Origin of the sequence: Mycobacterium bohemicum DSM 44277 (assembly GCF_001053185.1) — a bacterium.
GTDB lineage: Bacteria > Actinomycetota > Actinomycetes > Mycobacteriales > Mycobacteriaceae > Mycobacterium > Mycobacterium bohemicum.
In genome coordinates, this window is record NZ_CSTD01000002.1 from 92,238 (window position 1) to 114,091 (window position 21,854).

The 21,854-nt window shown below is 69.6% G+C and carries 13 protein-coding genes; 11 read left to right on the forward strand and 2 right to left on the reverse strand.

Annotation, left to right across the window (positions count from 1 at the left end):
- Window positions 1-161: 161 nt before the first annotated feature.
- The 11 genes from glf to BN971_RS10540 all read left to right on the forward strand — a co-directional run bounded on the left by glf (window position 162) and on the right by BN971_RS10540 (window position 19,426).
- Window positions 162-1,352, forward strand: a complete 1,191-nt coding sequence (gene glf / locus BN971_RS10490; protein ID WP_085183410.1) for a UDP-galactopyranose mutase — start codon at window positions 162-164, stop codon at window positions 1,350-1,352.
- Window positions 1,352-3,262, forward strand: a complete 1,911-nt coding sequence (locus BN971_RS10495; protein ID WP_085183409.1) for a glycosyltransferase — start codon at window positions 1,352-1,354, stop codon at window positions 3,260-3,262. Before glf ends, BN971_RS10495 begins: the two co-directional genes overlap by 1 nt.
- On the forward strand, window positions 3,255-3,794 hold the full coding sequence (locus BN971_RS10500) for a phosphatase PAP2 family protein (RefSeq protein WP_085183408.1): 540 nt from the start codon (window positions 3,255-3,257) through the stop codon (window positions 3,792-3,794). The genes BN971_RS10495 and BN971_RS10500 overlap by 8 nt, the downstream gene beginning before the upstream one ends.
- Entirely contained in the window at window positions 3,787-4,695 is a 909-nt protein-coding gene (locus tag BN971_RS10505; RefSeq protein ID WP_085183407.1) for a decaprenyl-phosphate phosphoribosyltransferase, read from the forward strand. Before BN971_RS10500 ends, BN971_RS10505 begins: the two co-directional genes overlap by 8 nt.
- The gene (aftB, locus tag BN971_RS10510) at window positions 4,682-6,682 is read left to right on the forward strand and encodes a terminal beta-(1->2)-arabinofuranosyltransferase (protein WP_085183406.1); all 2,001 of its coding nucleotides are present in this window, start codon (window positions 4,682-4,684) and stop codon (window positions 6,680-6,682) included. The genes BN971_RS10505 and aftB overlap by 14 nt, the downstream gene beginning before the upstream one ends.
- A 380-nt stretch (window positions 6,683-7,062) precedes the next feature.
- Window positions 7,063-8,109, forward strand: coding sequence for an esterase family protein (locus BN971_RS10515; protein ID WP_085183405.1), 1,047 nt, complete (start codon window positions 7,063-7,065; stop codon window positions 8,107-8,109).
- A gap of 176 nt (window positions 8,110-8,285) precedes the next feature.
- Window positions 8,286-9,188, forward strand: a complete 903-nt coding sequence (locus tag BN971_RS10520) for an esterase family protein (protein WP_085183403.1) — start codon at window positions 8,286-8,288, stop codon at window positions 9,186-9,188.
- Between the two features lie 138 nt (window positions 9,189-9,326).
- Window positions 9,327-10,334 (forward strand): carboxylesterase Culp6, encoded by a 1,008-nt coding sequence (gene culp6, locus BN971_RS10525; protein WP_085183402.1) that lies wholly within the window; start codon window positions 9,327-9,329, stop codon window positions 10,332-10,334.
- Between the two features lie 250 nt (window positions 10,335-10,584).
- Window positions 10,585-12,477, forward strand: a complete 1,893-nt coding sequence (fadD32, locus tag BN971_RS10530) for a long-chain-fatty-acid--AMP ligase FadD32 (RefSeq protein ID WP_085183401.1) — start codon at window positions 10,585-10,587, stop codon at window positions 12,475-12,477.
- Between the two features lie 104 nt (window positions 12,478-12,581).
- Window positions 12,582-17,852 carry a polyketide synthase Pks13 gene (gene pks13, locus BN971_RS10535; protein WP_139027108.1) on the forward strand — a complete coding sequence of 1,757 codons (5,271 nt, stop codon included), beginning with the start codon at window positions 12,582-12,584 and terminating at the stop codon, window positions 17,850-17,852.
- Complete coding sequence (locus BN971_RS10540) at window positions 17,852-19,426, forward strand: acyl-CoA carboxylase subunit beta (protein ID WP_085183399.1); 1,575 nt, start codon at window positions 17,852-17,854, stop codon at window positions 19,424-19,426. The genes pks13 and BN971_RS10540 overlap by 1 nt, the downstream gene beginning before the upstream one ends.
- A 71-nt stretch (window positions 19,427-19,497) precedes the next feature.
- On the opposite strand, the gene BN971_RS10545 is transcribed toward BN971_RS10540, so the two are convergent.
- Both BN971_RS10545 and BN971_RS10550 read right to left on the reverse strand, forming a co-directional pair.
- Entirely contained in the window at window positions 19,498-19,977 is a 480-nt protein-coding gene (locus BN971_RS10545) for an SRPBCC family protein (RefSeq protein WP_085183398.1), read from the reverse strand.
- Window positions 19,978-20,017: 40 nt separating this feature from the next.
- On the reverse strand, window positions 20,018-21,799 hold the full coding sequence (locus tag BN971_RS10550; RefSeq protein WP_085183397.1) for an acyl-CoA dehydrogenase family protein: 1,782 nt from the start codon (window positions 21,797-21,799) through the stop codon (window positions 20,018-20,020).
- Between the last annotated feature and the right edge of the window lie 55 nt (window positions 21,800-21,854).

Consider the following 21,854-nt stretch of genomic DNA (forward strand, 5'->3'; position numbering starts at 1 on the left):
AGCTGTTACTAGAGTGACGAGATCGAATCGTGAGGCAATTGCGCCCCCACCCGTGATGCCGAATTCACGCGGCTCCCGGCGCCCCCCACCCGGGACCGAAACCGTTTCCCCAGCCTCGCCAAATGGGTTAGGCACGCGCGGTCGGATACCCTAAGCAACCGATGACCGATCGTTTCGACCTCCTCGTCGTCGGCTCCGGATTCTTCGGCCTGACCATCGCCGAGCGCGTGGCCACCCAACTCGGGAAGCGCGTGCTCGTCGTCGAAAGGCGCCCGCACCTGGGTGGCAACGCGTACTCCGAAGCCGACCCGCAGACCGGCATCGAGGTGCACCGGTACGGCGCCCACCTGTTCCACACCTCTAACAAGCGGGTCTGGGACTACGTGCGTCAGTTCACCGAGTTCACCAACTACCAGCACCGGGTGTTCGCGATGCACAACGGGCAGGCCTACCAGTTCCCCATGGGCCTGGGCCTGGTCTCGCAGTTCTTCGGCAAGTACTTCAGCCCGTCGCAGGCCCGGCAGCTGATCGCCGAGCAGGCCGCCGAGATCGACACCGCCGAGGCGCAGAACCTGGAGGAGAAGGCCATCTCCCTGATCGGGCGGCCGCTCTACGAGGCGTTCGTCAAGGGCTACACCGCCAAGCAGTGGCAGACCGACCCCAGCGAGCTTCCGGCTGCCGTCATCAATAGGCTGCCGGTGCGCTACACCTTCGACAACCGCTACTTCAACGACACCTACGAGGGCCTGCCGGTCAACGGCTACACCGCGTGGCTGGAAAAAATGGCCGACGACGACCGCATCGAGGTCAGGCTGAACACGGACTGGTTCGACGTGCGTGACCGCCTGCGGGCGGACAGTCCCGACGCGCCGGTGGTCTACACGGGCCCGCTCGACCGCTACTTCGACTACGCCGAGGGCCGGCTGGGCTGGCGCACGCTCGATTTCGAGGTCGAGGTGCTGCCGATCGGGGACTTTCAGGGCACTCCGGTGATGAACTACAACGACCTCGACGTGCCCTACACCCGCATCCACGAGTTCCGGCACTTCCATCCCGAGCGTGACTACCCGGACGACAAGACCGTGATCGTGCGGGAGTACTCCCGGTTCGCCGCCGACGACGACGAGCCCTACTATCCGATCAACACCGAGGCCGACCGCGCCCTGTTGGCCGCCTACCGGGGGAGGGCGAAGTCCGAGACCGCCGCGTCGAAGGTCCTGTTCGGCGGTCGGCTGGGCACCTACCAGTATCTGGATATGCATATGGCCATCGCGAGCGCTCTGAACATGTACGACAACGTCCTGGCGCCGCACCTTCGCGACGGCACAGCCTTGACCGGGGAAGACGCCTGATGACCGCCGTCAGCCTGCTGTCCCGGATCATCCTGCCCCGCCCGGGCGAGCCGCTGGACGTGCGCAAGCTCTACCTCGAGGAGTCGGCCACCAACGCGCGGCGCGCACACGCGACCAGCCGCACGTCGCTGCAGATCGGCGCGGAGTCCGAGGTGTCGTTCGCCACGTACTTCAACGCGTTCCCGGCCAGCTACTGGCGCCGCTGGAGCATCTGCACGTCCGTGGTGCTGCGCGTCGAGGTCGAGGGCGCCGGCCGCGTCGACGTCTACCGCACCAAGGCGACCGGCGCCCGCATCTTCGTCGAGGGCCGCCAGTTCGGGAGCGCCGAGGACGAGTCGCAGGTGGTCGAAATCGAGGTCCCGCTCAAGCCTTTCGAGGACGGCGGCTGGATCTGGTTCGACATCACCACCGACACCAAGGTCACCCTGCTCAGCGGCGGCTGGTATGCGACCGAACCCGCGCCGGTCAAGGCCAACATCGCCGTCGGCATCCCGACCTTCAACCGCCCGGCGGACTGCGCGAACGCGCTGGCCGAACTGACCGCCGACCCGCTGGTCGACGAGGTCATCGGGGCGGTGATCGTGCCCGACCAGGGCACCCGCAAGGTGCGCGACCATCCCGACTTCCCGGCCGCGGCCGCGCGGCTGGGCAATCGGCTGTCGATTCACGACCAGCCCAACCTCGGTGGCTCGGGCGGCTACAGCCGGGTGATGTACGAGGCGCTGAAAAACACCGACTGCCAACAGATCCTGTTCATGGACGACGACATCCGCATCGAGCCGGACTCGATCCTGCGGGTGCTCGCGATGCACCGCTTCGCCAAGAGCCCGATGCTGGTGGGCGGCCAGATGCTCAACCTGCAGGAGCCGTCGCACCTGCACATCATGGGCGAGGTCGTCGACCGGTCGAACTTCATGTGGACCGCCGCACCGCACGCCGAATACGACCACGACTTCGCCGAATACCCGTTGAACGACAAGGAAGATCGCAGCAAGCTGCTGCACCGTCGCATCGACGTCGACTACAACGGCTGGTGGACGTGCATGATCCCCCGCCAGGTCGCCGAGGAGCTGGGACAGCCGCTGCCGCTGTTCATCAAGTGGGACGACGCCGACTACGGCCTGCGGGCCGCCGAGCACGGCTACCCGACCGTCACGCTGCCCGGCGCGGCCATCTGGCACATGGCCTGGAGCGACAAGGACGACGCGATCGACTGGCAGGCCTACTTCCACCTGCGCAACCGGTTGGTGGTGGCGGCGATGCACTGGGACGGCGATGCGTCCGGCCTGGTCCGCAGTCACCTCAAGGCGACGCTGAAACACCTTGCCTGCCTTGAATATTCGACCGTGGCGATCCAGAACAAGGCCATCGACGACTTCCTGGCCGGCCCCGAGCACATCTTCTCGATCCTGGAGTCGGCGCTGCCCGAGGTGCACCGCATCCGCAAGGGGTATCCCGACGCGGTCGTGCTGCCGGCGGCCAGCGAGCTGCCCCCGCCGGCACAGAAGAGCAAGGCGATGAAGCCGCCGGTGAACCCCGTGTCGATCGGCTACCGGCTGGCCCGCGGCATCCTGCACAACATGACCGCCGCCGACCCCGCCCACCACGAGCGCCCCGAGTACAACGTCGCGACCCAGGACGCGCGCTGGTTCCGGCTGTGCACGCTCGACGGCGCCACCGTCACGACCGCCGACGGATGCGGCGTGGTGTACCGCAAGCGCGACCGCGCCAAGATGTTCTCCCTGCTGGCGGCCTCGCTGCGCCGCCAGCGTCAGCTCGCGGCGCGGTTCGACGAGATGCGCCGGGTCTACCGGGAGGCGCTACCGGTGCTTTCCAGCAAGCAGAAGTGGGAGACGGTGCTGCAGCCGACCGCGGACCCGCCGATCGCGTCCGGGCGCGCGCATGCCTGAATCGGCGCCGCCGAGCGGCGAAGTGGCCGCGCTGGTCGCCGTGCAGTCCGCGCTGGCCGGCCGCCCCGGCGTGTTGTCGGCGGCGCGCGGCCTGTCGTACTTCGGGGAGCACGGCATCGGCTGGCTGGCCGTGGCCGCGCTCGCCGCGGTGCTGATGCCGGCGCGTCGCCGCGGGTGGCTGGTGGCCGGCGCCGGCGCGTTCGTCGCGCACGCCGCCGCCGTGGTGGTCAAGCGGATCGTGCGCCGGCAGCGCCCGCACCATCCCGCGGTGGCGGTGAACGTCGGCACCCCGAGCCGGTTGAGCTTTCCGTCCGCGCATGCCACCTCGACCACGGCGGCGGCCATCCTGATGGGCCGGGTCACCGGGCTTCCCCTGCCCGCGGTGCTGGTTCCGCCGATGGCGCTGTCGCGCTTGGTGCTGGGGGTGCACTATCCCAGCGACGTGGCGTTCGGCATCGCGTTGGGCGCCGTCGTCGCGGGGGTCGCCGTCCGGTTGGACGACCGGATCGAAGGTGGAGCAGCACATGAGTGAAGACGTGGTGACCGGATCCTCGGGAAACCTGCTGACCGGGGTGATCAAGGCGATGCGCCCGCGGCAATGGGTGAAGAACGTGATCGTGCTGGCCGCGCCGCTGGCCGCGCTGGGCGGCCCGGTCCGCTACGACTATGCCGACGTGCTGACCGAGGTGTCGGTGGCGTTCGCGGTGTTCTGCCTGGCGGCGTCGTCGATATACCTGGTCAACGACGCCCGCGACGTCGAGGCCGACCGCGAGCACCCCACCAAGCGCTTCCGGCCGATCGCGGCCGGCGTGGTGCCCGAGTGGCTGGCCTACACCCTGGCCGTGGCGTTCGGCGCGGCCTCCCTGGCCATCTCCTGGTGGCTGACCCCGAACCTGGCGCTGGTGATGGCCGTCTACATCGGCATGCAGCTGGGCTACTGCTTCGGGCTCAAACACCAGGCGGTGCTGGACATCTGCATCGTCTCGTCGGGGTTCTTGCTCCGGGCCATCGCCGGCGGCGCGGCCACCAAAATCCCGCTGTCGCAGTGGTTTTTGCTGTTCGTGGCCTTCGGGTCGCTGTTCATGGTGGCCGGCAAGCGCTATGCCGAGCTGCAAGTCGCCGAGCGCACCGGCGCGGCCATCCGCAAGGCGCTGGAGAGTTACACCAGCACCTACCTGCGGTTCGTGTGGACGATGTCGGCCACCGCGGTCGTGGTGTGTTACGGCCTGTGGGCCTTCGAGCGCGACCGCCACTCGGGATCGTGGTTCGCGGTCTCGATGGTCCCGTTCACCATCGCGATCCTGCGCTACGCGGTGGACGTCGACGGCGGGCTGGCCGGGGAGCCCGAGGACATCGCACTGCGCGACCGGGTCCTGCAGCTGCTGGCGCTGGCCTGGATCGCAACAGTGGGAGCCGCCGTTGCCTTCGGCTAGCCCCGAACTGACCGGGCGCAGCGCGCTCAATCGCCTGCGGCGCGGTCCGGTGGTCAGGCGGGCCGGTTGGCCCTTCGGGCGATCCGGGTTTCCCTACGACGCCGTCGTGCGGATCAGCCTCGGGATCAGCGTGGCCGTGGTCGCCGCGCTGTTCGCGTGGGGTGCCTGGCAGCGGCGCTGGATCGCCGACGACGGGCTGATCGTGCTTCGCACGGTCCGCAACCTGCTGGCCGGCAACGGGCCGGTGTTCAACGAGGGCGAGCGGGTGGAGGCGAACACCTCGACCGCGTGGACCTACCTGCTGTACGCGGGCAGCTGGGTCGGGGGGCCGATGCGGATGGAATATGTCGCGTTGGCGCTGGCCCTGACCCTTTCGGTGCTGGGGGTGGTGTTGCTCATGCTGGGCACCGGCCGGTTGTTCGCGCCCAGCCTGCGGGGCCGGCGGGCGATCATGCTGCCGGCCGGGGCGCTGGTCTACATCGCCCTGCCCCCGGCGCGCGACTTCGCCACGTCCGGACTCGAGAGCGGGCTGACGCTGGCCTACCTGGGGCTGCTGTGGTGGATGATGGTCCGCTGGTCGCAGCCGGTGCGGGGCCGACCCGACGGCCGGGTGTTCACCGGTGCCCTGGCCTTCGTCGCCGGGTTCAGCGTGCTGGTCCGGCCCGAGCTGGCGCTGATGGGCGGGCTGGCGCTGGTCATGATGCTGATCGCGGCGCGCGGCTGGCGCCGCCGGGCGCTGATCGTGGTGGCCGGCGGCTTCCTGCCGGTGGCCTACCAGATCTTCCGCATGGGCTACTACGGGCTGCTGGTGCCGGGCACGGCCCTGGCCAAGGACGCGGCGGGCGACAAGTGGTCGCAGGGCATGGTCTACCTGTCGAACTTCGACGCGCCCTACGCGCTGTGGGTGCCGGTCCTGCTCTGCGTGCCGCTGGGGGTGCTGGCGCTGGCCGCGCGCCGGCGCCCGTCGTTCCTGCGGCCGATGCTGTCGCGCGACTACGGGCGCGCCGCCCGGGCCGTGCAGAGCCCGGCGGCCGTGGTGGCGTTCGTTCTGTTCAGCGGTCTGCTGCAGGCCCTCTACTGGATCCGCCAGGGCGGCGACTTCATGCACGGGCGGGTGCTGCTCGCGCCGCTGTTCTGTTTGCTGGCACCGGTCGCCGTGGTCCCCCTGTTGATCCCCGACGGCAAGGATTACTCACGGGAGACCGGTTATTGGGCGGCCGGGGCGGCGGGTGCGCTCTGGCTGGGGATCGCCGGATGGTCGCTGTGGGCGGCGAACTCGCCCGGGATGGGCGACGACGCCACCCGCGTCACCTATTCCGGCATCGTCGACGAGCGCCGCTTCTACGCGCAGGCCACCGGCCAGGCGCACCCCCTGACGGCCGCCGACTACCTGGGGTACCCGCGGATGGCGGCCATCCTCACCGCCCTCGACAACACCCCCGACGGCGCGTTGCTGCTGCCGTCCGGCAACTACACCCAGTGGGACCTGGTGCCGATGTTGCCGCCGCCCCCGGGCGGCGCGCCCAACGGCCAGCCGCCCGAAAAGCCGCAACACACAGTCTTTTTCACCAATCTCGGCATGGTCGGCATGAACGTCGGCCTCGATGTCAGGGTGATCGATCAAATCGGGTTGGCAAATCCGCTGGCCCAGCACACCGAGCGGCTGAAACACGGCCGCATCGGGCACGACAAGAACCTGTTCCCCGACTGGGTGATCGCCGACGGCCCGTGGGTGAAGTTGCCGCCGGGCATTCCGGGCTACCTGGACGCGAATTGGGTCGCCCAGGCGGTGGCGGCGTTGAAGTGTCCGGAGACCCAGGCGGTGCTCGCCTCGGTGCGGGCGCCGATGACCGCGCACCGGTTCGTCTCCAACTTCCTGCATGCGTACGAGTTCACCACCTACCGGATCGACCGCGTACCGCTCTACGAGCTGGCCAGGTGCGGGCTCCCGGTGCCCGAGACAATTCCGCCGCCCCCGCGCGAATGAGGGCCGGGCAGAAGAATTTTCAGCAAATCCGAAACTTTGCGCGCGACGCCGTCGCCCAATCCTTCACAGCAACATCGCAATTAGGCTCTCACCAGGGATCATCCATCGGTGGGCACATGCGAAAAGTGTTGTAATCAGACACATGTTTGATTTGGAATACATCGGGTAAAGGCGGTTCGGCGGGGGGTTTGTCACCCGGCTCGATGAGAGGGAACCGGGGTGGGTGTGGTTGACTACACGAGCACTGCTGCGCGTGGCGCGGCGCCGATGCGGGCCGGGGATGGCCCGAGCAGGAGCCGGGCAATCCGATAAGCGCGTGCAGTAAGCCAAATCGACGTGCGCCCGGACCAGGGATGCGCCGAAAGGATGAGGAAGCAAGGATGACGCTTGTTGACAGGTTGCGTGACGCCGTGGCAGGTATGCCGCGACGGCTCGTCGTGGGTGCCGCCGGTGCGGCCCTGCTGTCGGGTCTGATTGGCGTCGTGGGGGGCTCCGCGACCGCCGGGGCATTCTCGCGCCCGGGCTTGCCGGTGGAGTATCTGCAGGTTCCCTCGGCCGGGATGGGCCGCGACATCAAGGTCCAGTTCCAGAGCGGCGGCGCGAACGCGCCCGCGCTCTACCTGCTCGACGGCATGCGCGCGCAGGACGACTACAACGGCTGGGACATCAACACCCCGGCGTTCGAGTGGTACAACCAGTCGGGCATCGCGGTGGTCATGCCGGTCGGCGGGCAGTCCAGCTTCTACTCCGACTGGTACAAGCCGGCCTGCGGTAAGGCGGGCTGCACCACCTACAAGTGGGAGACCTTCCTGACCAGCGAGCTGCCGGCCTACCTGGCGGCCAACAAGCAGGTCAAGCCGACCGGCAGCGCCGCCGTCGGTCTGTCCATGGCCGGCTCGTCGGCGCTGATCCTGGCCGCCTACCACCCGAACCAGTTCATCTACGCCGGCTCGCTGTCGGCGCTGCTGGACCCGTCGCAGGGGATGGGCCCGTCGCTGATCGGCCTGGCCATGGGTGACGCCGGCGGCTACAAGAAGGACGACATGTGGGGCCCGTCGAGCGACCCCGCCTGGGCCCGCAACGACCCGTCGCTGCAGGTCGGCAAGCTGGTCGCCAACAACACCCGCATCTGGATCTACTGCGGTAACGGCAAGCCGTCGGACCTCGGTGGGGATAACCTGCCCGCCAAGTTCCTCGAGGGCTTCGTGCGCACCAGCAACCTGAAGTTTCAGGACGCCTACAACGCGGCCGGTGGACACAACGCGGTGTTCAACTTCGACGCCAACGGCACGCACGACTGGCCGTACTGGGGCGCGCAGCTCAACGCGATGAAGGGTGACCTGCAGTCGACGCTGGGCGCGACGCCGGGCGCCGGTCCGGCCACCGCTTCGGCGGCCGGGAACCAGGGCACCGGTACGGGCACCTAAACCCCGACAACGCAATCGACGGCGGCGATCCCCACGGGGGTCGCCGCCGTTGGTTTGTCGGCGCCCGGGCGCGGCAATCCGAGTGTGGCCCATTTCACTACCCGCGGGCCGGGGGCCGTGCGGCGCTGGCTAGTGTGCTGACAGCGACTAGACGATGGAGGGTGGACATGAGAGTCGTGCGGGGTATGTCGGCGCTGCTACGGGTGTTCTTCGTCACCGCCCTGGCGGTCGTTCTGGGCGGCCTGGCCGCCACCGGGGCCGCCGGCCCGGCCCGGGCGGCGGGCTACGAAAGCCTCATGGTTCCCTCCGCCGCCATGGGCCGCGACATCCCGGTGGCCTTCCTCGCCGGCGGCCCGCACGCGGTGTACCTGCTCGACCCGTTCGACGCCGCGCCGGACGTCAGCAACTGGGTCACCGTCGGCAACGCGATGAACACCCTGGCCGGCAAGGGGATCTCGGTGGTCGCGCCCGCCGGCGGCGCCTACAGCATGTACACCAACTGGGAGCAGGACGGCAGCAAGCAGTGGGACACCTTCTTGTCCAGCGAGCTGCCGAACTGGCTGGCCGCCAACAAGGGCCTGGCGCCCGGCGGGCATGGGGCCGTCGGCGCCTCCCAGGGCGGTTACGCCGCGATGGCGCTGGCCGCCTTCCACCCCGACCGCTTCGGCTTCGCCGGCTCCCTGTCGGGCTTCCTCTACCCGTCGAGCACCAACTACAACGGTGCGATCCTGGCCGGCCTGCAGCAGTTCGGCGGCGTGGACGGCAACGGGATGTGGGGCGCCCCGCAGCTGGGCCGGTGGAAGTGGCACGACCCGTGGGTGCACGCCTCGCTGCTGGCCCAGAACAACACCCGCGTCTGGGTGTTCAGTCCCACCAACGACGGGGCCAGCGATCCCGCCGCGATGATCGGCCAGGCCGGCGCGGCGATGGGCAGCTCGCGCGAGTTCTACCAGCAGTACCGCAGCGTCGGCGGCCACAACGGCCACTTCGACTTCCCCGGCGGCGGCGACAACGGCTGGGGCTCGTGGTCGGGGCAGCTGGCCGCCATGTCGGGCGACATCGTCGGGGCCATCCGCTAGCCCGGGGCGCCCAGCGGCGGGAAAGGCGCGCCGCGGCGAGCCGGTACCGTGTAGGCATGCAGCAGAGGCCCGAACGGCCGTGTGATCGCGCGGTGCGCAGGCAGTCGACCGACGCAGTGGCTCTGCCGGCGGGGGACCATGGCCAGCAGCGCCCGTAAGCGGCACCGCACCCTCGCCTGGGTCGCCGCGCTCTCGGTGGCCGGCGTCCTGTTGCTGGTCATCGTGGCCGCGGTGGTGTTGCTGCGCACCCCGCAGTCGCCGCCCAGCGCGGTGCCGCCCGGGGTCCTGCCGCCGTCGTCGACGACCACCCACCCGCACAAGCCGCGGCCCGCTTCCCAGGACGCGTCGTGCCCCGACGTGCAGCTGCTCGCCATTCCCGGCACCTGGGAGTCCTCGCCGCAGGACGACCCGCTCAACCCGACGCAGTTCCCGAACGCGTTGCTGCACAGGGTGACCGGGCCGATCTCCCAGCAGTTCGGGCCGTCGCGGGTGCAGACGTACACCGTCCCCTACACCGCGCAGTTCCATAACCCGCTCAGCGGCGACACCCAGATGTCCTACAACGACAGTCGCGCGGAGGGTACCCGGGCGGCCGTCCAAGAGCTCACCGACATGAACACCAAGTGCCCCCTGACCAGCTACGTGATCGCGGGCTTCTCCCAGGGCGCGGTGATCGCCGGCGACATCGCCAGCGACATCGGCAACGGCCGCGGACCCGTCGACGACGACCTGGTGCTGGGTGTGACGCTGATCGCGGACGGCCGCCGCCAGCAGGGCGTGGGCAACGACATCGGCCCCAACCCGCCGGGGCAGGGCGCGGAGGTCACGCTGCAGGAGGTGCCGGTGTTGTCGGGCCTCGGCCTGACCATGACGGGCGCCCGCCCGGGCGGTTTCGGCGCGCTCAACGGCAAGACCAACGAGATCTGCGCGACCGGGGATCTCATCTGCGCGGCGCCGGAGGAGGCCTTCAGCATCGCCAACCTGCCCGCCACCCTGAACACGCTGGCCGGGGGCGCCGGGCAGCCGGTGCACGCGCTGTACGCGACCACCCAGTGCTGGAGCCTGGACGGGCAACCGGCGACGGACTGGACCCTGAATTGGGCCCGTGGGCTCATCGAAAATGCGCCGCATCCGAAACATGGGTGACATGGCCGGTGGCTACCGGCTTGCCGCGCGCGATCGGCGGTACCTTGTGATTTGGTCTGCCACGCGGCGCCCCGTAACATTAAGAGAAAATTAAGAGCAGTCAGAAGTCGTCGTTGGCCCGAACGGGGTCGAAGCTGGCCGGGGCCGGTGCTCACCAACGTGTACCGTGCGAGGGCCGGCCGCGCGTGGAGGTAACCGTCGGCCCCTCCAACTGGAGCCGACACCAAATCTGTTGTGACAGGAGAGCGGCATGGCGTACCACAACCCGTTCATCGTGAATGGAAAAATCAGGTTCCCGGATAACACCAACCTGGTTCGTCACGTTGAGAAGTGGGCGAGGGTTCGTGGCGACAAGCTGGCCTACCGATTCCTGGACTTCTCCACCGAGCGCGACGGTGTGGCCCGCGACATCGTGTGGTCCCAATTCAGCGTGCGCAACCGGGCCGTCGGGGCGCGCCTGCAGCAGGTGACCAAGCCCGGCGACCGCATCGCCATCCTGTGCCCGCAGAACCTGGACTACCTGAACTCGTTCTTCGGCGCCCTGTACTCGGGCCGGATCGCGGTCCCGCTGTTCGACCCGGCCGAACCGGGCCACGTCGGCCGGTTGCACGCGGTGCTCGACGACTGCACCCCGTCGACGATCCTGACCACCACCGAATCGGCCGAGGGGGTGCGCAAGTTCATCCGCGCCCGTGCGGCCAGGGAGCGGCCCCGCGTGATCGCCGTCGACGCGGTGCCCGACGAGGTCGCTTCCACCTGGCAGGAGCCCGAGGCCGACGAGAGCACCATCGCCTACCTGCAGTACACCTCCGGCTCCACCCGCACCCCCACCGGCGTGCAGATCACCCACCTCAGCCTGCCGACCAACGTGCTGCAGGTGCTCAACGCGCTGGAGGGCACCGAGGGCGACCGCGGCTGCATGTGGCTGCCGTTCTTCCACGACATGGGCCTCATCACGGCGCTGCTGTCTTCGGTGCTGGGCCACAACTTCACCTTCATGACGCCCGCCGCGTTCGTGCGCCGGCCCGGCCGCTGGATCCGCGAGCTCGCGCGCAAGCCCGGCGAGACCGGCGGGGTGTTCTCGGCCGCGCCGAACTTCGCGTTCGAGCACGCCGCCGTGCGCGGCCTGCCCCGCGACGACGAGCCACCCCTGGACCTGAGCAACGTCAAGGGCATCCTCAACGGCAGCGAGCCGGTCAGCCCGGCGTCGATGCGCAAGTTCTACGAGGCGTTCGCGCCCTACGGCCTCAAGGAGGAGGCGATCAAGCCGTCCTACGGCCTGGCCGAGGCGACGCTGTTCGTGTCGACCACCCCGATGGACGAGAAGCCGCGGGTCATCCACGTCGACCGCGACGAGCTGAACAACGGGCGCTTCGTCCAGGTGCCCGCCGACGCGCCGAAGGCCGTCGCGCAGGTTTCCGCCGGCAAGGTCGGGGTGGACGAGTGGGCGGTGATCGTCGACGCCGACTCGGCCAGCGAGCTGCCCGACGGACAGATCGGCGAGATCTGGCTGCACGGCAAGAACCTGGGCGTCGGCTACTGGGGCAAGGAAGAGGAGACCACCGAGGTCTTCCGGAACATCCTCAAGTCGCGAATCAGCGAGTCGCACGCCGAGGGCGCCGCCGATGACGGCCTGTGGGTGCGCACCGGCGACTACGGCACCTACCACGACGGGCACCTCTATATTGCGGGCCGGATCAAGGACCTGGTCATCATCGACGGCCGCAACCACTACCCGCAGGACCTCGAGTACACCGCGCAGGAGTCGACCAAGGCGTTGCGGGTCGGCTACGTGGCCGCCTTCTCTGTCCCGGCCAACCAGCTGCCGCAGGTGGTGTTCGACAACCCGCACGCGGGCCTGAAGTTCGACCCCGAGGACGCCTCCGAGCAGCTGGTGATCGTCGGTGAGCGGGCCCCCGGGACGCACAAGCTCGACTATCAGCCCATCGCCGACGACATCCGGGCCGCCATCGCCGTCGGCCACGGCGTGACCGTGCGCGACGTGCTGCTGGTGCAGGCCGGGACGATTCCGCGCACCTCCAGCGGCAAGATCGGCCGCCGCGCATGCCGCGCCGCCTACATCGACGGCAGCCTGCGAAGCGGCATCGCCTCTCCGACGGTCTTCGCCACCGACTCCGACTGAAGCCGGGAACCATGTCCGACACAGAACCTGACACCAACCCCGAAAACCCCGCGCCCGCCGACGGCGAGTCCCCCGGCGCGGACGTCCCCGCCAAAAAGACCGACATGACGATGACGGTCCCCGAGATGCGGCAGTGGCTGCGCAACTGGGTGGGCAACGCCGTCGGGAAGTCGCCCGACGAGATCGACGAGTCGGTGCCGATGGTCGAGCTCGGCCTGGCCTCGCGCGACGCCGTGGCGATGGCCGCCGACATCGAGGACCTGACCGGTGTCACCCTGTCGGTCGCGGTGGCCTTCCAGCATCCGACCATCGAATCGCTGGCCACCCGCATCATCGAGGGCGAGCCCGAGCCGGCCCCCGACGCGTACGGCGCCGACATCGTCGACTGGACCCGCAAGGGCCCCGCCGAACGGGTCGACATCGCGATCGTCGGGCTGGCCACCCGCCTGCCCGGCGACATGAACACCCCCGACGAGACCTGGCGGGCGCTCATGGAGGGCCGCGACGCCATCACCGACCTGCCGGAGGGGCGCTGGGAGGAGTTCCTCGAGGAGCCGCGGCTGGCCGAACGGCTGGCCAAGGCCCGCACCCGCGGCGGCTACCTGAAGGACATCAAGGGCTTCGACTCCGAGTTCTTCGCCGTGGCCAAGACCGAGGCCGACAACATCGACCCGCAACAGCGGATCGCGCTGGAGCTGACCTGGGAGGCGCTCGAGCAGGCGCGCATCCCGGCGTCGAGCCTGCGCGGCAAGTCCGTCGGCGTGTACGTCGGCGTCTCCAACAACGACTACAGCTTTCTGGCCGTCTCCGATCCGACCGTCGCGCACCCGTATGCGATCACCGGGACGGCCACGTCGATCATCGCCAACCGGGTGTCCTACTTCTACGACTTCCGCGGCCCGTCGGTCGCGGTGGACACCGCGTGCTCGAGTTCGCTGGTGGCCATGCACCAGGCGGTCCAGGCGCTGCGCAACGGCGAGTGCGACGCGGCGGTGGCCGGCGGCGTCAACGCCCTGATCACCCCCGTGGTGACGCTCGGCTTCGACGAGATCGGCCAGGTGCTGTCCCCCGACGGCCGGATCAAGTCGTTCTCCTCGGACGCCGACGGCTACACCCGCTCCGAGGGCGGCGGCATGCTGGTCCTCAAGCGGGTCGACGACGCCCGGCGCGACGGGGACCAGATTTTGGCCGTCATCGCCGGCAGCGCGGTCAACCACGACGGCCGGTCCAACGGCCTGATCGCGCCCAACCAGGACGCGCAGGCCGACGTGCTGCGCCGGGCCTACAAGGACGCCGGGATCGACCCGCGCAACGTCGACTACATCGAGGCGCACGGCACCGGGACCGTGCTGGGCGACCCGATCGAGGCCGAGGCGCTGGGCCGCGTCGTGGGCAAGGGCCGCCCGGCCGACCGGCCGGCGCTGCTGGGCGCGGTGAAAACCAATGTCGGACACCTGGAGTCGGCCGCCGGCGCGGCCAGCATGGCCAAGGTGGTGCTGGCGCTGCAGCACGACAAGCTGCCGCCGTCGATCAACTTCGCCGGGCCCAGCCCCTACATCGACTTCGACGCGATGCGCCTGAAGGTGATCGACCAGCCCACCGACTGGCCGCGTTACGGCGGCTACGCGCTGGCCGGGGTGTCGAGCTTCGGCTTCGGCGGCGCCAACGCACACCTGGTGGTCCGCGAGGTGCTGCCCCGCGACGTCATCGAACGCGAGCCCGAGCCCGAGGCGAAGCACGCCGAACCGGCCGAAATCGCAACGCCCGACGCGCATTCGGTGCAGTTCGACGACTTCGGCAACGTCATCACCGACACCGCCCCCGGCTTGGGCGAGGACGACGAACCCGAACTGCCGGGCCTGACGGAAGAGGCCCTGCGGCTCAAGGAACTCGCGCTCGAAGAGCTTGCGGCGCAAGAGGATTCAGACGAAGCCGGCGAGCCGCTGATCCCGCTCGTGGTCTCGGCGTTCCTGACGTCGCGCAAGAAGGCCGCCGCCGCCGAGCTGGCCGACTGGATGGAAAGCCCCGAAGGCCAGGCGTCCTCGCTGGAGTCGATCGGGCGGTCGTTGTCGCGGCGCAACCACGGCCGCTCGCGCGCGGTGGTGCTGGCCCGCGACCACAAGGAGGCCGTCGCGGGCCTGCGGGCGATCGCCGAGGGCAAGCAGCGTCCCGGCGTGTTCAGCGTCGACGGCCCGGTGACCAGCGGGCCCGTCTGGGTGCTGGCCGGCTTCGGCGCCCAGCACCGCAGGATGGGCAAGAGCCTGTACCTGCGCAACCCGGTGTTCGCCGAGTGGATCGAAAAGGTCGACGCCCTGGTCCAGGACGAGCTGGGGTACTCGGTGCTCGAGCTGATCCTGGACGACTCGCAGGACTACGGCATCGAGACCACCCAGGTCACCATCTTCGCGATCCAGATCGCGCTGGGGGAGTTGCTCAAGCACCACGGCGCCAAGCCCGCCGCGGTGGTCGGCCAGTCGCTGGGCGAGGCCGCCTGCGCCTACTTCTCCGGCGGGCTGTCGCTGCGCGACGCCACCCGGACCATCTGCTCGCGCTCGCACCTGATGGGCGAGGGCGAGGCGATGCTCTTCGGCGAGTACATCCGGCTGATGGCGCTGGTGGAGTACTCGGCCGAGGAGATCAAGACGGTGTTCGCCGACTTCCCCGACCTCGAGGTGTGCGTCTACGCCGCCCCCACCCAGACGGTCATCGGGGGCCCGCCCGAGCAGGTGGACGCGATCATCGCGCGCGCGGAAGCCGAGGGCAAGTTCGCCCGCAAGTTCCAGACCAAGGGCGCCAGCCACACCACGCAGATGGATCCGCTGCTCGGCGAGCTGGCCGCCGAACTGCAGGGCATCAAGGCGATGAGCCCCACCGTCGGGATTTACTCGACGGTGCACGAGGGCACCTACATCAAGCCCGGCAGCGAGCCGATCCACGACGTCGACTACTGGAAGAAGGGGCTGCGCCACAGCGTCTACTTCACCCACGGCATCCGCAACGCCGTCGACAGCGGCCACACCACGTTCCTTGAGCTGGCGCCCAACCCGGTCGCCCTGATGCAGGTGGGGCTGACCACGGCGGCGGCCGGCCTGCACGACGCGCAGCTGATCCCGACGCTGGCCCGCAAGCAGGACGAGGTCGAGTCGATGGTCTCGACCATGGCGCAGCTCTACGTCTATGGCCACGACCTCGACATCTGGACGCTGTTCAGCCGCGCCACCGGCCCCAGCGACTACGCGAACATCCCGCCCACCCGGTTCAAGCGCAAGGACCACTGGCTGGACGTGCACTTCTCGCACGGCAGCAGCTCGGTGATCATGCCGGGCAACCACGTCGCGCTGCCCGACGGCCGCCACGTCTGGGAGTACAACCCCCGCGGCCTGGCGGACCTGGCGGCGTTGGTGAAAACCGCTGCGGCCGAGGTGCTTCCCGACGCCCAGCTGACGGCGGCCGAACAGCGCGCCGTGCCCGGCGAGGGCGCCCGGCTGGTGACCACGCTGACCCGCCACCCCGGCGGGGCCTCGGTCCAGGTGCACGCCCGCATCGACGAATCCTTCACGCTGGTCTACGACGCGCTGGTCACCAGGTCCGGCTCGGAGTCGGTGCTGCCGGCGGCCGTCGGGGCGGGGGCGGCGATCGCGGCGGCGCCGCTCACCCCGGAAGCGCCGGCCGCCGAGGAGCCCGAGGCCGACACGCTGTCGGACAGCCTGACCAACCGCTACTTCTCGGCCAGCATGGGCAAGTGGTCGCCGGACTCGGGTGAGACCATCGCCGAGCGGCTGGGCCTGATCGTCGGCTCGGCCATGGGGTACGAGCCCGAGGACCTGCCCTGGGAGGTGCCGCTGATCGAGCTCGGCCTGGACTCGCTGATGGCGGTGCGGATCAAGAACCGCGTCGAGTACGACTTCGACCTGCCGCCGATCCAGTTGCAGGCCGTGCGCGACGCCAACCTGTACAACGTCGAGAAGCTGATCGAGTACGCGGTCGAGCACCGCGACGAGGTCGAGCAGCTGCACGAGTACCAGCAGACGCAGACCGCCGAGGAGATCGCCCGGCTGCAGGCCGAAATGGTCAGCGGCGCAACGCCTTCCACCGTCACGGCCCCGGCGCCCGACCCGCTGGGGGCACCTCCCGCTCGCGGGGGAGCCGAGCCCGAGACCCAACCGGCCCCGGGCGCGGACGGCCCCGCGGTCAATGGCGGACCCAACGGCGCCGCGCGCCCGGACCTCAAGGGTGCCGCCGACGCGCTCAACTCCGAGGCGGTCGCCAAGGCGCTGAGCTCCGACGTGCCGCCGCGCGACGCGGCCGAACGGGTCACCTTCGCCACCTGGGCGATCGTCACCGGCAAGTCCCCGGGCGGCATCTTCAACCCGCTGCCCAAGCTGGACGACGACACCGCGGCCAAGATGGCGCAGCGGCTGGCCGAGCGCGCCGAAGGCCCGATCACCGTCGAGGACGTCGTCACGTCGGAGAACATCGAGGCGCTCGCCGACAAGGTGCGGGGCTACCTCGAGGCCGGCGTGGTCGACGGGTTCGTCCGGACGCTGCGTGCGCGACCCGAGGGCAGCTCCAAGCCGCCCGTGTTCGTCTTCCACCCCGCCGGCGGTTCGACGGTGGTCTACGAGCCGCTGCTGGCCCGGCTGCCGGCCGACACCCCGATGTACGGCTTGGAGCGGGTCGAGGGCTCGATCGAGGAGCGCGCGGCGCAGTACGTGCCGAAGCTGATCGAGATGCAGGGCGACGGGCCCTACATCCTGGCCGGCTGGTCGCTGGGCGGGGTGCTGGCCTATGCCTGCGCGATCGGGCTCAAGCGTCTCGGCAAGGACGTCGCATGGGTGGGGCTCATCGACGCCGTCCGCGCCGGCGAGGAGGTTCCGCAGACCAAGGAGGAGATCCGCAAGCGCTGGGACCGCTACGCGCGGTTCGCCGAGCGGACCTTCAACGTCACCATTCCCGAGATCCCGTACGAGCACCTCGAGCAGCTCGACGATGAGGGCCAGATCCGGTTCGTGCTCGACGCGGTCAGCCAGAGCGGCGTGCAGATCCCGGCCGGGATCATCGAGCACCAGCGCACGTCGTACCTGGACAACCGGGCCATCGACACCGCCGAGATCCAGCCGTACGACGGGCACGTCACGCTGTACATGGCCGATCGCTACCATGACGACGCGATCATGTTCGAGCCGCGGTACGCCGTTCGCAAGCCGGACGGCGGGTGGGGTGAGTACGTGTCCGACCTCGAGGTAGTGCCGATCGGTGGGGAGCACATCCAGGCCATCGACGAGCCCTACATCGCCAAGGTCGGGGCGCACATGACCCAGGCGCTCAGCGCGATCCAGGCAGAGCACAGCACAACGAGCGAGGTGGGCAAGTAGTGACAGAAACGGTGCCGGCACCCGTTCAGCACTCCACGGCCGAGAAGCTGGCCGAGCTGCACGCCCGCCTGGAGCTGGCCAAGGAGCCCGGCGGCGAGAAGGCCGTCGCCAAGCGGGACAAGAAGGGCATCCCGAGCGCCCGGGCCCGGGTGCATGCGCTGGTCGACCCGGGCACCTTCCTGGAGATCGGCGCGCTGGCGAAGACGCCGAACGACCCGAACGCGCTGTACGGCGACGGGGTGGTCACCGGGCACGCGCTGATCGACGGCCGGCCGGTGGGGGTGTTCTCCCACGACCAGACGGTGTTCCAGGGCACGGTCGGGGAGATGTTCGGCCGCAAGGTCGCCCGGCTGATGGAGTGGTGCGCGATGGTCGGGTGCCCGATCATCGGCATCCAGGACTCGGGCGGCGCGCGGATCCAGGACGCGGTCACCTCGCTGGCGTGGTACGCCGAGCTGGGCCGCCGCCACGAGTCGCTGTCCGGCCTGGTGCCGCAGATCTCGCTGATCTTCGGCAAATGCGCCGGGGGAGCGGTGTATTCGCCGATCCAGGACGACCTGCTGGTCTCGGTGCGCGACCAGGGCTACTTCTTCGTGACCGGTCCCGACGTGATCCGCGAGGTCACCGGCGAGGAGGTCACCCTCGACGAGCTCGGCGGCTCCGACGTGCAGGCCCGCTACGGCAACATCCACCAGGTGGTGGATTCGGAGGCCGAGGCGTTCGGATACGTGCGCGACTTCCTGTCGTTCCTGCCGTCGAGCGCCTTCGGCAAGCCGCCGGTGGTCAACCCCGGGCTGGAGCCGGAGATCACCCCGACCGACCTGGAGCTCGACTCGATCGTTCCCGACTCCGACAACGCCGCCTACGACATGCACGAGATCCTGCTGCGGATCTTCGACGACGGCGACTTCCTCGAGGTCGCCGCGCAGCACGGGCCGGCGATCATCACCGGCTACGCCCGCGTCGACGGCCATCCGGTCGGCGTGGTCGCCAACCAGCCCATGCACATGGCCGGCTCGATCGACAACGAGGGCTCGGACAAGGCCGCGCGGTTCATCCGGTTCTGCGACGCGTTCGACATCCCGCTGGTGTTCGTCGTGGACACCCCGGGCTTCCTGCCGGGCGCCGAGCAGGAGAAGAACGGAATCATCAAGCGGGGCGGCCGATTCCTGTACTCGGTGGTCGAGGCCGACGTGCCCAAGGTGACGATCACCGTCCGCAAGTCCTATGGCGGCGCCTACGCCGTGATGGGCTCGCGGCAGCTGACCGCGGACTTCAACTTCGCCTGGCCCACCGCGCGCATCGCGGTGATCGGCGCCGAGGGCGCCGCCCAGTTGCTGATGAAGCGGTTCCCCGACCCGACGACGCCCGAGGCGCAGGCCATCAAGCGGGACTTCATCGAGGGCTACAACCTCAACATGGCGATCCCGTGGACGGCGGCCGAGCGCGGCTTCATCGACGCGGTGATCGACCCGCACGAGACCCGGTTGTTGATCCGCAAGTCGATGCGGTTGCTGCGCGACAAGCAGCTGTGGTTCCGCACCGCCCGCAAGCACGGCCTGATCCCCGTCTAGTTTTCACCGCGAGCAGACGCAGAATCGCACTTTTCGATACCAAAAGCGGCGATTCTGCGTCTGCTCGCGGCTTATCGGTAGCCCCGTCGGACCGTGCGGTCGAGGATGCCCAGCGTCGCCCGCAACGCGCTTTCGGAAATGACCGGGAAAATGCCTGCCTCGCGCCACTTTTCGTCGATCTCCGACCAGTCGTAGAACGACGTGACGACGGTGGAGGCGCCGTCGTCGGCCGGCTGGAGTCGGTAGCCGTAGACGTGACCGATCTGCGGCCGGATCTTGCCCAGCACGGTCCACGAGATGAGCCGGTCGGGCTCGAAACTCTTGATGCTCACCGTCACGTCGTACTTGCCGAACTCCGGAAAGTCGTTGAGCGCCTCCCGATCCATGTGCACGACGAAGCTGTCCCCGACGCCGGTCACCGGCTCGCCGTCGGCGTCTTGGAGCATCCCCGACGCGTCGATGGCGACGTGGCCCTGTGGGTCGCACAACACCGCGAAGATGTCGGCCGCCGGGGCCGCGATGGTCCGTTGGATTTCGATGCGGTCGGTCATGGCTCCCTCGCCTCCGGCGTCCGGCTGAACGCCACTGAGCCTACGACGTCTCGGGGGTGAAAGCGCCGTCGGCCAGCTCGTCGAACCGCTCCAGCGCCTCCTCGGATTCGGCGTCGATGCCGCGCAGCGGCCCGGGGTCGGCGAGGTGGCGCCGCGCGTACAGCCGGGCCACGAGCGCCTTGCGGTCGCCGCCGCGGGCCTCGCGCTCCCAGGCGGCCTGTTCGGTGAGCAGCGCGGCGGCGTAGACGTCACCCATGAACTGCGTCAACGGGAACAGCCGCGCCTCGGCCACCTCGGGGTCGAGCTTGCCCCACGCCGTGATCGCGGCGTCCAGGTCGTCGATGCGGTCGGCGACCAGCCGGGTCGTCTCGTCATCGTCGGACACCGACACCGCGTCGCGCATGCGCGCCAGCAGCGATTCGTGCGCCCGGGCCTTCTCGATGCCGCGCCGCACGTCGAGGCACAGGATGTTGTCGGGGCCCTCCCAGATCGTGTTTACCTGCGCATCACGCAAAAGCCTTGCCACCGGCCAGTTTTCGATGTAGCCGTTGCCGCCGTGGATCTCGATGGCGTCGGAGGCCGCGGTGATCCCGAGGCGGCACACCCTGAGCTTGGTGACGGGCACGGCGATGCGCTGGCGCCTGGCGGCGGGCTGGCGGTGGTTGGTGGCGCCGGTGCCGTCGAAGACCATGGCCAGCGCCGCCTCGACGTCGACGATCATCTCGGCGAGCTTGCGCCGCATCAGCGGCTTGTCGGCCAGGGCGCCGCCGAACGCGCGGCGCTGCCGGGCGTAGCAGAGTGACTCGACCAGCGCCCGCCGCGCGTTGCCCAGTGCGAACAGGGCGATGCCCAGCCGGGCGGCATTGGTCAGCTCCATCATGCGGCCCAGCCCCTTGCCGTCGGACGGCCCGGCGTCCGCGCTGGGCTCACCGGACAGCAGAAACGCCTCGGCGTCGACGAATTCGATCTCCCCGGAAGCGACCGACCGGGTGCCGAGCTTGTCCTTCAGGCGGCGCACCCGCACGCCGTTGCGGGACCCGTCGCGGCGGGTGCGCAGCACGAGGAAGTTGGCGACGCCGCGCGAGGAGTCCGGCGCCCCTTCGGGTTTCGCCAACACCACGAACGCCTCGCCGGCGCAGTTGGAGGCGAACCACTTGAAACCGTTGAGCAGCCAGCTGTCCCCGTTGGGGGTGGCGGTCGTCTCGAGCGCCCCCAGGTCGGAGCCGCCGGTGCGCTCGGTCAGCAGCTGCGCGGTCTCGCCCGCCCACTCGCCCGAGGCGAACTTAGCCAACACGTGTTCGCGCACGTCGGCCGGCGCGTAGGCGGCCGCGAGCGACTGCACCATGCCGCCGCCGGTGCCCAGGGCGCAGCCCATTCCGATGTCGGCCTGGTCGAGCAGGTAGTTGGACGCGAACAGGGTCAGGCCCGAACTCACCTTGGCCGCCCGGGCGTCGGCGCGCAGCGCCTGCTGGGCGTCGAGGACGGCGCGCTTGGATTGCGTGAACGATTCGGGCATGACGACCCGGCTGATGTCGTGTCCCCACCGGTCGTAGCGTTCCAGCCGGGGCGGGTTGCGGTCGGTCTCGTCGGCCCACCGCGCCACCGGGCCGCCCATCAGGTCGCCGATCCGCGTGAGGTGGCGTTCGGCGAATTCCAGTTCGTCGGGCCCCAGGTGGTAGGCCATGGTGAACTGCAGGGTGGGATCTGTGCGGTACCAATTGAGACCGACCGCGCCGCAATAGTTTTCGGTACGGTAGCGCTCAGACTTCTCCGGCGTGGAGAACGGCAGCCGGTCGACGGCCTCCGGGGCATAGTCGCTCATGAGTCGACGGTATACCGTCGCGGTCGTTACGCGGTGGCGCGCAACGGGCGCCGGC